Below are 13,236 nucleotides of genomic sequence, written 5' to 3' on the forward strand. Positions count from 1 at the left end.
TCCGCCTAATCCAACTTCATCAATGTACTGCGTCTAAAAATGTGATGAGGACGGCACGCTTCCAATTTGCCTTGGCGTCCCGTTCCAGCTTTATAATTTCGATCGTGACGTGCTCCGGTTACGATCCGCATGCGAAGCTACGCTATCCGCATCGGCAACGCCGCAAACCCGCCCGCCGGATAGACCGCGAGCGTCGCCGGACGGCCGGGAATGAACGCCATAGTCTCGGTTGCCTGAAGCAGCTCCTCCATGATCACGCGCAACTCCAGCCGCGACAGTCCCGCACCCGGGCAGACATGAATGCCACGCCCATAGAGAAGATTTTGCTCCGGATCGCGGTCGAGACGAAGCTCATCCGTGTCCTCAAAGACGGCCTCATCGCGATTTGCCGATGCCCACATCAGCGTGATGCGCTCGCCGGCGGCAATCTTGCGGCCATCGATTTCAACCGGCCTATGCGCCACACGCCGGTTGGAAATAAGCGGGGCACGGATTCTGAGAATCTCATCGATCGCGGACGGGAGCTGATCCAAATTCGCGCGCAGCTGCTTCTGAACCTGCGAATGTTCTGCGAGATAATGAGCCAGAATGCCGACGCACGCCGTGATGGTGCCGAGTTCGCCGACCGTCCAGTTCCGCAGAATGCTTACGATCTCGTCATCCTTCAACGGACGTCCGTTGATCTTTTCCCGGACCAGATCGGTGGTGATGTCGTCCGGCGCGGCAGCGCCAGCCTGGCGCCGTGCATCGAGCAGCGCCATGATATATCCGTCGAACTCCAGTGCAACGGCCGCCATCGCCTCGACATCGCGGGCGAGCGTCGCCTCGTGATTCTTGCGCACCCATTGCAGCAGCGGTTCGTGAAGCTCATCCGGCCAGCCGAGAAATGCGCACTGAATGCGCACGGCGAACAGGCGCGCGAGATCGACGACCAGATCGATCTCGGCATTCCGCTGCAGGCGCGACACCAGATCCCGTGAAATCGCCCGGCACTGCGGTTCGAATGCCTCAACGCGCGCAGGCTCGAAATGCCGGTCGATCAATTTCCGGTAGGCCGTATGCTCCGGCTGATCCATGCCGCTCGGAACAGAGAGATGGCGCGACACGACGCTGCTGAACGTTTCGTGGTCGTCGAGCACGCGCACGACATCTTCGTGCCGGAACAGCGACCAGCCGAGATAATCGCTGTACGCGACGGGACAGCGCTGCCGCATCGCATCGTAGGCCTTGATCTGATTTGAAAGCACGAGGTCAGAACGCGGATTCCAATCCTGTTCTCGTTTGGTCAATTCCGTCTTCACCGTCATCTCCTGAAAACATTCCGCTGGTGCGATGGAAATCGATTGCTGTTTCGCATTATTGTGCCCACCGCGGGCCAAAAGCTTTCCGTCAGCTGTCATGGCGCTGCGACCGCCTCCGCACCTGCGCGTCCACGCGCATATCCGTCGACGAGCGTTCCCGGCAAATCGAGGTTCGACAACAAGGTGCGCGCACGTTCCGGGTCTTCGTCGCCATTCAGGACGGATCTGTAGATGCGCGCCACTTGCACCATGTCTGATGTGTGCGGAGAAAGGCGGAGCCGTCGAATCCCCCGCGAAAGGAATTCGCTCACCGGCTGCATCACAGCATGAACCTGAGCCGACATCGTCTGCACGCCGTTGATTGCGAGAAATGATTGATCGTCGAGCGTATCGACGAGAAGCCCATCTGGGTCTTGCTCGCAGGTGAACTGGCAGGAATCCTTGTGCAGGCCGTGCAGTCGCGCATGATAGCAGCGCCCGGAAAGCGCTAGCGGCAAACGTCCGAACGCGAAGACTTCGAACTCCACATCCGAGCACGTCTGCGCAATGGCAGAGATATGCGCGAGCGACAGCTCCACCGGCGGACAGATCGTCCGCGCACCGCGGCGTCCGAGAAACTGCGCCGTCGCGCCGTTGTACACGTTGATGAACGGACCTGCGACGAACGGCTGACCCGACCTAACCGGCAACGCCGTCAAATCGTTGATCTCGACCAGGCGATCGTCACCGCAGAGATCTGCAATCGACCTCCGCTCGCGCACCGTCATGGGCGTCGCAAGCGTCGACAGCACGACCTCTTTTCCGGCCTGCTCCAGCCGCTCGATCACGTCCGGCCAGACCGGATCAGAGAACGGCATTCGCTTTCCGCAAACGACTTCGCCGACGTGAACACGTTCGACTGGCGCCTCATCAGCAATGCGAAAATAAAAGTCTCTGAGCCTTTCCGCTGGCCAATGAAAAAACACGGGACCGAGTGTCAGCGCGACTGGCGGCATGGGCATCACCTCCAGGTCTTTCGATAGGCGCCGGTCGTTTGCCGGCCGCCCTCTGACATGCTGGCGAGAATGCTATCGATTTCCGTCGGCGTACCGCCTTGCTCGACGGCATCGACCGCCCTGCGGAAGGCGCGCACCACTTCGCTGACGTATCCCTTGCCCCGCTGCCGCCCTTCGATCTTCAGAGCTTTGACGCCCGCCTCGCGAAACGCGACGATCATGCTTCCGGCATTCAGGCTGACAGGATCTTCAAACAGATGCCCCGTCTTGCCGCTGGCCTTGAACCGTCCCTTGCAAAGGGTCGGATACCCTGTCGGTTGACCGGCTTCGTAACGATCGATCGTGAAGCCTGAAAGCTGCGCGGTCGTCCCGTTCGCGTCTTCGACATAATGGACGGCCTCGGGTGGCGAGCACACGCCGTTGAGATTCGGCGACTTGCCCGTCGCATAGGACGACAGATGGCAGCGCCCCTCGACCATCACGCACAATCCGCCAAAGACGAAGGCTTCCGTTTCGACGGCAATAGCCCGATTGAGTGCGGCGATCTCCTGAACCGAGAGCACGCGCGGCAACACCACGCGTCGAACACCGAACGCATCGGCATAAAAACCGATGGCCTCCGGAGTTGCTGCGGCCGCCTGCACGGAAAGATGCAGGCGCGTGTCCGGATGGTTCGTCGACATGTGATCGAGCACTGCGATATCGGCCGCGATGACCGCATCCGCCCCACTCGCGACAGCGGTGTCCGCCGCCCTGCGCCACGGCTCGGTGTTCTCGGCGCGCGCGAACGTGTTGATCGCCACCAGAACTTTACTGCCGTGATCGTGCGCGAAGCGGATGCCGTCCGCCATCTCCTGAGCTGAGAAGTTGAGACCTGGAAAATTGCGAGCGTTGGTCTCGTCACGAAAGCCGCAATAGATCGAATCGGCGCCCGCCTGCACAGCCGCGCGCAGCGTCGCCGGAGTTCCCGCCGGGCATACGAGCTCCATACGGCCTCGCTCGCTCATGCCCGCTCCTTCTGACGCTGTGCCGCGCTCGCCGCCGCGCCCCGCGCAAAATCTACTCCGCCGAGAATGGCGGTGTTGGCGATGCTCGCAGCCATACCTTTGAGTCCAAGAAGATCCGATGGTTGCAGCTCCGCATCCTCGATCGCATTGCGTAGCGCGACGATCGCCTCCGTCCGCCCCGTGATTGAAATCGTGCGATGGAAAAACAGAGCGTCGCCGTCGAATGTACCGTCGACGATGCCGAGCAGCGCCATGATCGGACCGCGCAAAACGACATCGGCGATCTCAGGCTGGCTTCCGCTCGCGATCTGCACCGTCGCCGATTGCCCGTTCGGCACGACGTCAAATACGAAAGGAAGATCTGTCGGATCGATCAGGTAGCGCCCGCTGCAAAACTCACCGAGCCGTTCGAATATCTCAGGTCTGCGCCGCGCGAACGATCTGAGCGACAGCGTCAGCACCGGGCCGAGCGGAAATCCGACCGCCGCAGGCAGAAGCCGCCGCACAAATCCGGGCAAGCTCATTTCGTCGGCAATCTGCCCCATCAACGGCGGTCTCCATCGCAAGGCGATACCATAGGCGTTGCCTACCGATTAACCTTTGTCCCAGAGCAAAGAATGCAAGGCGCACGCTGCTACGAAAAATAACGACAGCTTCGTCACCGCAGCAGAACGTTCATGCACCAACGTCGTCTTCCATCGTTCCAGAGCCTATCGTCGTTTCTCTCATTCATCAGTGAGCAGAACGAAATTTCTTCGATAAGTGCGCCAATTTCGATGCATCTCGAAGCAACGGAGCTGCACCGCAGGGTCATCGCGAACGGCGGTCCGGTCCTGAAATTGGAGCGCCCATTAAACGCGAACGGCGTAACGTCGCCGCTTCCGGTCGTGACCAATCTCTTCGGAACGCGCCAACGAGTCGCGTGGGGACTTGGCACAGATCAAGAGGGGTTGGCATCTCTCGGCGAATTGTTGGCGTGGATGCAGTCGCCAAAGCCGCCACGTGACTTACGTCAAGCGTGGTCGCTTCTGCCTGCCGCCCGCAACGCGCTGCATGCTCGTCCAAGAGCGACGTCGGCGCCGCGCGAATGGCGAACAGCAGATCCGGATTTCACACAACTGCCGGTGCAGACCTGCTGGCCTGACGATGCCGGACCACTCATCACCTGGGGTGTCGTAATCACGCGTCCGCCAGGCGACAACAAATTCGAGAATTACAATCTCGGTGTCTACCGCATGCAGGTGCTCGATCGCGACAGCGCCATCATGCGCTGGCTGCCGATGCGCGGCGGGGCCAAGCACTATCGGCAATGGCAGGCACTGGGTCAGAACTGTCCCGCTGCTGTCGTGATCGGAGCCGATCCCGCGGTTCTGCTCGCAGCCGTCATGCCCGCGCCGGAGACGATATCCGAGCTGGCGTTGGCCGGCATCCTGAACAATCAGAGAATCGATATGGCGCCGTGCGCGCACATTCCGCTGCACGCACCCACGAGCGCCGAAATTCTGCTCGAAGGCACGGTGTCCGCATCACAAACCGCTCTCGAAGGTCCCTTCGGAGATCACACCGGCTACTACAATGCGCCGGAACCCTATCCGGTTTTCACTTTGAAGGGCATGCGCATCCGCGATCGAGCCAGCTATCTCACGACGTTCACCGGCCGCGCGCCGGACGAACCCTCTGTGCTCGGTGATACGCTCCTCGACGTCTTCAAGCCGCTCCTCCGTCAGCTGATCCCAGAAATTCTGGACATCTGGCTTCCACCGGAAGCCTGCTCGTACAGAATGGCGGTCATTTCCATCGCTAAGCGATATCCGGGGCAAGCTCGCCGCGTGATGATGGGATTCTGGTCGCTGCTGCCGCAATTCTCGATGACCAAGATGCTGATCATCGTCGACGACGACGTCGACATACGCTCCTGGAACGACGTGATGTGGGCCCTCGCAACGCGGATGGACCCCGGACGTGATCTAATGGTGATCGATCGCACGCCGATCGACCCTCTCGACTTCGCATCTCCGTTGGAGGGCTTAGGCGGCAAAGCGGGTTTTGACGCGACACGTAAAATCGGCGCGGAGACGACGCGCGACTGGGGCCGCACGATCCAGCCGGATCGGAACATTGAACGCCAGGTGAGTGAGCGATGGCAGGAATTCTTTCCGAACCAGATAACGACATGAGCAAACGACTGATCGTCGGCGTCACCGGCGCATCGGGCTCGGCGCTCGCGCTGGAAACCCTGCGCCAGCTTTCTCGCGCGGGCGTCGAGACACATCTTGTCGTGTCGGAAGGCGCCGGCGTCACGATCGCGCAGGAGTTAGGATCGTCGGGATTGGGTGATCTGACGAGTGCCGCAAGCCTCGTGCACGACCCGCGCAATCTCGCAGCCCCGATCGCCAGCGGATCGTTCCGAACCGACGGCATGATCGTCGTACCGTGCTCGATGCGCAGCCTCGCGGCGATGGCGCACGGCTTCGGCGACAACCTGCTTACCAGGGCCGCCGATGTCGCATTGAAGGAGAAGCGCCGGCTCGTGGTCGTCCCGCGCGAAGCGCCGCTCCACGAAGGCCATCTGGAAGGGATGCTGAAACTGGCGCGCCTCGGCGCCATCATCGCGCCGCCAGTCCCGCCGTTTTATACGAAGCGTGAAACGATGCAGGGCATGATCGAGGAGATCGCTGCACGCCTCATTGGTTGGGCCGGCATCGAGCCCGGACCGGAGATGACTCGCTGGGGCGAGCCAAGCTAATTCCGATCACATCAAGTCAAACGCCGTGCCGGCGCAAGACGTTCTCGATATCGCCGACGCTACGGATTTCCATCATCTCGTCCATCGACAGGCGGATGGAATACGTCATCTCCAGCGTCCGGATGAGCGCGATGTGCTGCAACGAGTCCCACGTCGCGATATCGTCCGCTGACGTCTCGAGCGTCAAAGGCTCGGTGTACTGAAATATATCGGCGAAGATCGCCACAAGATCGGGATAAGACAACGCCGTCGGAGCGAGAGCATCCATGTTACGCCTCCCAATTCAAAGCGACGAACTGCGATCGCGGCGGCTGCATGGCGGTCACATCAAACGTCCAGCTCGTTCGTTCGCCATCAGCCCCGGCTGATTGCCAGCCGCAGGAGGCGTAAAATTCTTTGACCATTGCATTCTTCCTTGTTGGAATATAATCGCCGCTGATGCGCCTGACTCCGCGACGTTTGAGATCTTCGATCAGCGCAGCGAGAAACGCCCGCTCGACCTCGCGTCCGATGACGCGGCAGCTCATCAGCAGCGACCGAATAACTGCTTCCGCACCATTGATCTCGACCGTCGCCGCGATGACGAGCCCATGATTGCCGAACTTGTCGCGCACGCGGCCAACGAGCGCGACGCCTCGATTGCCGGACTCTATGAGCGCGGAAATTTCCGCTTCCGTCGAACGCAGAGTGGTCAGGTTGAACTGGTTCGTTCTCTCATGCATCTGCACGACACGCGGCAGCGTCGCCTTGCTCACATGAGCGACCGTCAAATGCTGCTCGAGTCCCTTGAGATAATCCTCGAAGTTTACAGCACTTGCCTTTGCGTTTTCCGCGTCGCGTCGCGCCGCATACAGCGCCGCTCGCGTTTCATCTTCAGCGGTGAGACGCAACGGCCAAGTGCGAGTCATCCGCCGAAGCCAAAGCGGACGCTCTGCCGGGTCCACCGGCATCTCGGGAACCGAGACCTCAGGACAGAGTCGGCGCATCGCCTCGCGTTCATGCGGGCTGTCGTCGAGAAAGACGAAGCTGTCGAGACCGAGATTGAGCTCGGCGGCGATTTTGCGGATGTTATCGGGCTTCGGCTCCCAGTTGATCGCCGTCGCAGCAAAATCATCCGCTTGCAAAAGCATGCCGGCGTGCGTCTGGAACGCCGTGATCGCGTCCGGATTATTCTTGCTGAGCGCGACCAGTAGCATCCCCTGTTGCCGCAAACGGAGACATTCCACCTGCAGCGCGCGGAAGGCATTGCCAGGAAAATCGTCGCCGCACGCCAACGCTTCGACACCGTCGTCGCCATAGACGCCGCCCCAAAGCGTGTTGTCGAAGTCGACCGCCAGAACTTTCGCAGGCCCGCGCTTCAGCGAGCTCCATGCTTCGGCGAACGCACGAGCCAGCAGGCGGACGGCATCCGCAGAGTACGCGATCCGTCCGTAGTACCAGAGCTTGGCGTCCGACTGATCGCGAATGGGAAGCGACGCAAGCGCCTGATCCGCATCGACGACGATGATCTGCTTCGATTGCTCCGCAGCTTCGAGAATATGCCGGTTGATCCGATCGACGGCACGCCGCAGTCCCGAAGCATGGCTGCAATCGAGAAATCCGGCCGCAGGCGCCGCAGGCACCGGGATGGTATTGATCAACAATGGTGATTGCGAATGCGCCGTGAACTCACGCAACGCCGCCGCAAGATGAATGATGCGTTCCGCCAGCAGATCAGACGCGTCCGCCGCCGAGCGCCGCCAATCCTGCGGCGCGAATCCATCGAGATCGAGAAGCACCATATACGCATCCGCCCCTTCCGGCGGACGCATGAGTTCGGCAAGCAGGGTTCCGAAATCAGCTTGATTTACGTCGGCACGCCAGCCGACAGCCGCAAACGACGGCTTGAATTCGTCCGCCAGCGTTTGCGTCGTCGACGTCCCGATGAGGCGCACGCGCACGACCGGCAGACTATCGACATAAGGCGCAACCGCCTTGCCCGCGCGTTTCAGAATGCCTGGCGCGCGAAGCTGCTGCGCCAGCGCGAGGCGAACCGCTTCGTCCGCCCAGCCAAGCGCCGTAAACTTCTGAACGAGTGCAACAGCGACATCGGCTTCGATCTGATCGTCGGCACACAAAGCCGGGAGCATGCCAGCGATGTCATCGCGCTTTTCAGAAGAACTGCCCTGACCGTTGACGCGGTTCAGCGCGACGAGCGCGGACGTTAACGTCTTTTCGAGATTTTCCGGCAGAACGTGCCCGGCCAAAAGCAATTGCTTTGCAAGCCACCTCGGCACCGTGACGCGCGCATCCGCGAGCGTCGATATCAGAAGCGCAACCTTTACCGGCGCGACTTCCGCCCAATTGATAGCCGGCAATATCGCCCGGCGCAGCACGCAATCAGGCGCCGCGGAAATCGCTTCATCGACGATCGTCTCAATTGCCGATTGCACTACCGGCATCGACGGCGCATTCGCGCTCGCAGGCATGCTTGGAATTCCTTCAAATCATATGCTCGCCACCGGTAACGAGCATGTTTTCACCGGTGATGAAGCTGGCATAGGGAGACGCGAGCATCAGCGCCGCACCTGCGACGTCGTCAGCCGTCGCTAACCTACGTAACGGCGTGCGCGACACCGTCATCTGACGCATGCGTTCGGGGATGTTTGAGACGAGATCGGTATCGACCATCGACGGCGATATCGAATTGACCGTGACGCCGTGAGGCCCAAGCTCCTGCGCGAGATTTTTACTCATCGCCAGAAGCGCGCTCTTCGCCGCAACGTAGGGCAGCCAGTTGTAGGCCGTCCGCCCGATCGCCGCCGCCGACGCAATCGTGATCACCCGGCCTTTGCTTTTCTTCAATGCCGGAAGCGCGGCCTTCGTAACGCGAAACACGCTGCCGACGACAAGTTCATAAGCCTGCGCCATATCGGGCCACTGGAGATTGGCGAACGTCGACGAATGGATTTTTGGCCCGGCGTTATTGACCAGAATATCGAGCCCCCCTGCAGCGACGATTTCATCCATCAGCCGCGCGACATCGTCATCGCTCGTCACATCGCCGCGGATCGCCCTGCAAAACCCTCCAAGTCCGGAAAGCTCCTGCGCCAGACTTTGAGCGGTTGCTTCACTCCGCTGATAGTTGATCCAGACATTGGCGCCATGCTGCGCGAAAAGGCGCGCCGTCGCCCGTCCGATGCCGCGCGAAGCTCCGGTCACCAGCGCGGTCTTGCCTGCAAGAAGCGAAGACGACGCTACTTGCGGCCGCTCTACGCGCTTCTCCGCTTCCGCCAGACGAAGGACTTTGACTTGCGCCTTTCCGCGCAGGACGCATTCACCGCCGTTACGCAATATCTCTGTTCGCAACGTAACGAGCCGCGTCTCGTGGTCGATCGCTTCGATCGTGCCGCGAGCCTCAACCGTATCACCGATGAAGACCGGCCGCGTGAATTCGATGCTTTGCGAAACGTACAGCGCGCCGCGTCCGGGGATCTTCATTCCCACCAACGTCGACAGGAGACTCGCATTCAAAAAGCCGTGAACGACTCGCTCGGAAAACTCCGTCCGCGCGGCAAATTCATCGTCGACATGCAAAGCGTTGTAGTCGCCCGACAGCCTCGCGAATGCCGCGACGTCTTCCGCTGTAATAGTTCGGCTGAGGCTTTCCGTCTGACCGACGCTGAGTTCACTAAGGCGATCTGGCTGCAGCGGTGTGATCCTTATCGAGGTGCGAGACTACGGCGCAGCGATAGCCAGAAAATTCGCGTCGTCATTTGACATTCGTCAAACGGCACATAGACGGCCATTGCTAGAAGCCGATGCAGTGCGCAGGCAAGAATTGGCGCGCTGTTGACAGCGCAATTCCGGCCTAATTGCCCGCGCTGTGCTGCATGAACCCGATCCAGGAGAATGCCTGATGGCGTCCACGTTCGAAACCGTAGCCGGCATTATTTCGTCGGCTAGCGATATTCCTCTCGAGCGAATAACCCCCGACAGCCACGTCATGAAAGACCTCGAAGTCGACAGTCTATCGTTTCTCGATATAACGTTCGAAATCGACCAGAAATTCGGAATTCAGCTGCCGGTCGAGGAATGGCTCGCGGCGGTTAACGAGGGCAAGGCGAACGGCGCCGACTACTTCGTTCTTCGCAATCTCTGCACGCAAATCGACGGCTTGCGCGCCCCGGCTACCGTCTGAGGCGATCGACAAGTGCGGCTTGAATATTTTCAGATGCTCGACGAGATCGTCGAAGCGGCAACGGCTGATCGTCGAACGCTGATCGCACGAGCATTTGTTCCGGAGCACAGCCCGGTTTTCGAAGGTCACTTCCCTGGCCATCCCATAATGCCCGGCGTCCTGATGCTTGAGACGATGGCGCAGGCTTCGGGTTATCTCCTGCTGACGCTGAACGGCTTCTCGCGCATGATTTTCTTCGCGAGCGCCAAGGAAGCAAACTTCAGATCCTTCGTGCTTCCCGGTAGCACGCTCGAAGTGAAGGCCGAAGTCATCCACGAAGGCTCGGGCTATGCGGTGACGCAGGCCACCCTCAGCCAGAATGGCAAACGCGTCGCCGATGCCCGGCTGACCATGCGCAGCGTGCCCTTCACGTCGCCCGCTCTGCAAGCCCATGTGTTGAATGAGGGCTGGCGATTGAGCCTCGTTGCGACGGAGGCCCGATGATATGCCGAACGGGGACGAGCGCGAGCAGGTCTGGATCACCGGCATTGGCCTGATCAGCTCACTCGGCGTCGGCGTAGACGAGCACTGGAACAAACTTCACGGCGAAACCCCGCCCCGCCCTGTCATCGATGAACGCCGCTTCGCACCGTATACGGTGCATCCGATGCCGGAGATCGATGTCGCGCAACAGATCCCGCGCACAAGCGATCAGCGGCAGATGGATCGCTGGCAGAAATTCGGGGTTTATGCCGCAGGTCTCGCGCTGCGGGACGCAGGCATTGCTGGCAACGACGCTCTGCTCGACAAAACCGATCTTTGCATCGCGGCGGGCAACGGCGAGCGCGATATTGCGCTCGACTCTCGCATTCTCGCGACGGCCGATGCCGACGGGGACGCAGCGCCCCGTCTCAACACCGAGCTGATGACAGGCTTGCGCCCGACACTCTATCTCGTTCAGCTCTCGAACCTGCTCGCAGGCAATATCTCGATCATCCATAAGGCGACCGGCTCTTCGCGCACGTTCAAGGGCGAGGAGATGGCGGGCGTCTCGGCGATCAAGAATGCCGTCGATCGCATCAAAGCCGGACAAGGCGATCTCTTTCTCGTCGGCGGCGCACTCAACGCCGAACGCGAAGATTTTCTTCTCGGCTGCGAACTGACAGGCAGCCTGCATCGCGGCCCGCACAAATCCGTCTGGGACCGGCAAGGCGAAAACGGCGGCTTCATTCCGGGTAGCGTCGGCATCTTCCTCGTTTTGGAATCGAGCAGCCATGCGAAAGCGCGCGGCGCTATGCCCTACGCGCAAATAGCCGGAATAGCGTCGGATCGCTCGCCTCGCGCGCCGGGCGATATCGCGGCGACCGCGAACACACTTCTTAAAGAACTCCCCGTCGATACGAACAATCGCGAACTGTTCGTTATGAGCGGCGCAAGCGGCGCGCGCGAAACGACCGCCGAGGAATTGCAATTTCTTTCTGACGTGCAGAAAGTCGGGATTGAACCGGTTATCCGCGCCTGGGGAAGCATTTTCGGTCACACGCACGAAGCGCATTTTCTCGTCGGCATCGCGCTCGCGGCCCTGGCGCTGTCCAAAAGCGAATTCTATCCGCCCTTCGACACGTCCGGCGTCGAGCATACACGCAAGACATGGGCGGATCAGATCCTCGTCACGACGTTCGGCCATTGGCGCGGCGAGGGCTTGGGCCTCGTCCAGTCGGTCTGGTGAGGACGAAGCGAATGTCCAACGACAACCTCGATCACAAGGGACGGCCGCTGGTTGCCGTGACCGGCCGAGGTATCGTGACCTCGCTCGGCATCGGCAAATCCGACAACTGGAAGAAGTTGACGGCCGGTCAGTCCGGCATCAAACCCATTCAACGCTTCGATACGCGCGGCCTGAAAACAACGATCGCCGGAACCGTCGATCATTTCGACATTGATCCCTATTCGGCATTCGACCTCTCGACCGCAATGGCGGAAGCCGCAGCCGCCGAGGCCATCGAAGAAGCACGCATCGGCAGCCGCTCGTCGTTTCCAGGGCCGCTCATCATCGCGACGCCGCCCTCTGAACTGGAATGGCCGCACTTGCGTCAGCTGTACAATGGGCGGCCGGACTCCGACGTCTCCGGCTATGCGCGCCTGCTCGCCAGCGCGCGCTCCGGCAAGCACGCCGACCTCGCACGTCATGTTCGCTTTGACGCAATCGCCGAGCGCTTGAAAGACCGTTTTTCCACGCGCGGAGAACCACTCTCGATCTGCACGGCGTGCGCATCCGGCGCGACCACCATCCAGCTTGGCCTCGAAGCGATCCGGCGCGGCGATACCGAAGCCGCACTCTGCATCGGCACCGACGCCACCGTTCATCCCGAAGGCCTCATCCGCTTTTCGCTTCTCTCCGCGCTCTCAACCGGAAACGATGCTCCGCAAAAGGCATCGAAGCCTTTCGCAAAACGTCGGGACGGCTTTGTCATCGCCGAAGGCGCCGGCGCGGTCGTGCTTGAATCGCTCAGGGCTGCAAAAGCACGCGGCGCTCCGATCCTTGGCATCGTGCGCGGATGCGGAGAGAAAGCCGACAGCTTTCACCGCACACGTTCGAACCCCGACGGCGCCGCGATGATTGGCGCGATCCGCAAGACGTTGGACGACGCCGGCGCCACGCCAGAGCAGATCGACTACGTCAATGCTCACGGTACCAGCACGCCCGAAAACGATCGCATGGAGTATCTCTCGCTCAAGGCCGTACTGGGAGAGCATCTCGCAAATACGCCGGTCAGCTCCAACAAATCCATGATCGGTCACACACTGATTGCAGCAGGCTCGGTCGAAGCTGTGTTTTCGCTCCTTACGATCGAGACCGGTATTCTGCCGCCGACGATCAACTACGACGAACCCGATCCTGACCTGCCGCTCGACGTGGTTCCAAACACCAGCCGCTCCAAATCCGTCTCGACCGTACTGTCGAATTCTTTCGGCTTTGGAGGACAGAACGTCTGCGTCGTCTTCTCCAGCGAGCCCGCATGACGGA

General features: G+C 60.7%; 13 protein-coding genes. 6 read left to right on the plus strand and 7 right to left on the minus strand.

What is annotated here, in order from left to right:
* Positions 1-137 precede the first annotated feature (137 nt).
* The 4 genes from HYPGJ_RS10730 to HYPGJ_RS10745 form a co-directional block, all read right to left on the minus strand.
* Positions 138-1,307, minus strand: coding sequence for a cytochrome P450 (locus tag HYPGJ_RS10730; protein ID WP_046847166.1), 1,170 nt, complete (start codon positions 1,305-1,307; stop codon positions 138-140).
* Between the two features lie 89 nt (positions 1,308-1,396).
* A complete protein-coding gene (locus HYPGJ_RS10735; RefSeq protein WP_046848329.1) occupies positions 1,397-2,296 on the minus strand; it encodes a U32 family peptidase in 900 nt (299 codons plus the stop codon).
* A gap of 5 nt (positions 2,297-2,301) precedes the next feature.
* The gene (locus HYPGJ_RS10740) at positions 2,302-3,303 is read right to left on the minus strand and encodes a peptidase U32 family protein (protein ID WP_244466093.1); all 1,002 of its coding nucleotides are present in this window, start codon (positions 3,301-3,303) and stop codon (positions 2,302-2,304) included.
* The gene (locus HYPGJ_RS10745; RefSeq protein ID WP_052750880.1) at positions 3,300-3,848 is read right to left on the minus strand and encodes an SCP2 sterol-binding domain-containing protein; all 549 of its coding nucleotides are present in this window, start codon (positions 3,846-3,848) and stop codon (positions 3,300-3,302) included. The genes HYPGJ_RS10740 and HYPGJ_RS10745 overlap by 4 nt, the downstream gene beginning before the upstream one ends.
* 132 nt (positions 3,849-3,980) lie before the next feature.
* On the opposite strand from HYPGJ_RS10745, the gene HYPGJ_RS10750 reads away from it, so the two are divergent.
* Together HYPGJ_RS10750 and HYPGJ_RS10755 are read left to right on the plus strand one after the other, a co-directional pair.
* A complete protein-coding gene (locus tag HYPGJ_RS10750) occupies positions 3,981-5,480 on the plus strand; it encodes a UbiD family decarboxylase (protein WP_046847168.1) in 1,500 nt (499 codons plus the stop codon).
* The gene (locus HYPGJ_RS10755; RefSeq protein WP_046847169.1) at positions 5,477-6,049 is read left to right on the plus strand and encodes a UbiX family flavin prenyltransferase; all 573 of its coding nucleotides are present in this window, start codon (positions 5,477-5,479) and stop codon (positions 6,047-6,049) included. The genes HYPGJ_RS10750 and HYPGJ_RS10755 overlap by 4 nt, the downstream gene beginning before the upstream one ends.
* 16 nt (positions 6,050-6,065) lie before the next feature.
* Here HYPGJ_RS10755 and HYPGJ_RS10760 read toward each other — a convergent pair whose 3' ends face one another.
* From HYPGJ_RS10760 to HYPGJ_RS10770, 3 genes are read right to left on the minus strand one after another with little or no spacing between them, the layout of a single operon-like run.
* Positions 6,066-6,317, minus strand: a complete 252-nt coding sequence (locus HYPGJ_RS10760; RefSeq protein WP_046847170.1) for an acyl carrier protein — start codon at positions 6,315-6,317, stop codon at positions 6,066-6,068.
* 1 nt (position 6,318) lies between these two features.
* The gene (locus HYPGJ_RS10765; protein WP_046847171.1) at positions 6,319-8,517 is read right to left on the minus strand and encodes an HAD-IIIC family phosphatase; all 2,199 of its coding nucleotides are present in this window, start codon (positions 8,515-8,517) and stop codon (positions 6,319-6,321) included.
* A 13-nt stretch (positions 8,518-8,530) separates the two neighbouring features.
* Positions 8,531-9,754 carry an SDR family oxidoreductase gene (locus tag HYPGJ_RS10770; protein ID WP_348270903.1) on the minus strand — a complete coding sequence of 408 codons (1,224 nt, stop codon included), beginning with the start codon at positions 9,752-9,754 and terminating at the stop codon, positions 8,531-8,533.
* 193 nt (positions 9,755-9,947) lie between these two features.
* Here HYPGJ_RS10770 and HYPGJ_RS10775 point away from each other — a divergent pair, with 193 nt between their 5' ends.
* The 4 genes from HYPGJ_RS10775 to HYPGJ_RS10790 are packed head-to-tail and all read left to right on the plus strand — an operon-like array spanning position 9,948 to position 13,232.
* Positions 9,948-10,229: an acyl carrier protein gene (locus tag HYPGJ_RS10775; protein WP_013214598.1), complete on the plus strand. Its 282-nt coding sequence runs from the start codon at positions 9,948-9,950 to the stop codon at positions 10,227-10,229.
* Positions 10,230-10,241: 12 nt separating this feature from the next.
* Positions 10,242-10,712 carry a 3-hydroxyacyl-ACP dehydratase FabZ family protein gene (locus HYPGJ_RS10780; RefSeq protein WP_046847173.1) on the plus strand — a complete coding sequence of 157 codons (471 nt, stop codon included), beginning with the start codon at positions 10,242-10,244 and terminating at the stop codon, positions 10,710-10,712.
* Position 10,713: 1 nt separating this feature from the next.
* Positions 10,714-11,937: a beta-ketoacyl-ACP synthase gene (locus HYPGJ_RS10785; RefSeq protein WP_046847174.1), complete on the plus strand. Its 1,224-nt coding sequence runs from the start codon at positions 10,714-10,716 to the stop codon at positions 11,935-11,937.
* An 11-nt stretch (positions 11,938-11,948) separates the two neighbouring features.
* Positions 11,949-13,232, plus strand: a complete 1,284-nt coding sequence (locus tag HYPGJ_RS10790) for a beta-ketoacyl-ACP synthase (protein ID WP_046847175.1) — start codon at positions 11,949-11,951, stop codon at positions 13,230-13,232.
* Positions 13,233-13,236 lie beyond the last annotated feature (4 nt).

It is taken from the genome of Hyphomicrobium sp. GJ21 (assembly GCF_001006785.1).
Classification (GTDB): Bacteria; Pseudomonadota; Alphaproteobacteria; order Rhizobiales; family Hyphomicrobiaceae; genus Hyphomicrobium_B.

Bases quoted from the DNA above. Each gene is read 5' to 3' on its own strand.
- HYPGJ_RS10755 (WP_046847169.1), top strand. From the start codon at position 5,477: ATGAGCAAACGACTGATCGTCGGCGTCACCGGCGCATCGGGCTCGGCG.
- HYPGJ_RS10765 (WP_046847171.1), bottom strand. From the start codon at position 8,517: ATGCCTGCGAGCGCGAATGCGCCGTCGATGCCGGTAGTGCAATCGGCA.
- HYPGJ_RS10730 (WP_046847166.1), bottom strand. From the start codon at position 1,307: ATGACGGTGAAGACGGAATTGACCAAACGAGAACAGGATTGGAATCCG.
- HYPGJ_RS10785 (WP_046847174.1), top strand. From the start codon at position 10,714: ATGCCGAACGGGGACGAGCGCGAGCAGGTCTGGATCACCGGCATTGGC.
- HYPGJ_RS10790 (WP_046847175.1), top strand. From the start codon at position 11,949: ATGTCCAACGACAACCTCGATCACAAGGGACGGCCGCTGGTTGCCGTG.
- HYPGJ_RS10745 (WP_052750880.1), bottom strand. From the start codon at position 3,848: ATGGGGCAGATTGCCGACGAAATGAGCTTGCCCGGATTTGTGCGGCGG.
- HYPGJ_RS10740 (WP_244466093.1), bottom strand. From the start codon at position 3,303: ATGAGCGAGCGAGGCCGTATGGAGCTCGTATGCCCGGCGGGAACTCCG.
- HYPGJ_RS10775 (WP_013214598.1), top strand. From the start codon at position 9,948: ATGGCGTCCACGTTCGAAACCGTAGCCGGCATTATTTCGTCGGCTAGC.
- HYPGJ_RS10760 (WP_046847170.1), bottom strand. From the start codon at position 6,317: ATGGATGCTCTCGCTCCGACGGCGTTGTCTTATCCCGATCTTGTGGCG.
- HYPGJ_RS10750 (WP_046847168.1), top strand. From the start codon at position 3,981: ATGCACCAACGTCGTCTTCCATCGTTCCAGAGCCTATCGTCGTTTCTC.
- HYPGJ_RS10735 (WP_046848329.1), bottom strand. From the start codon at position 2,296: ATGCCGCCAGTCGCGCTGACACTCGGTCCCGTGTTTTTTCATTGGCCA.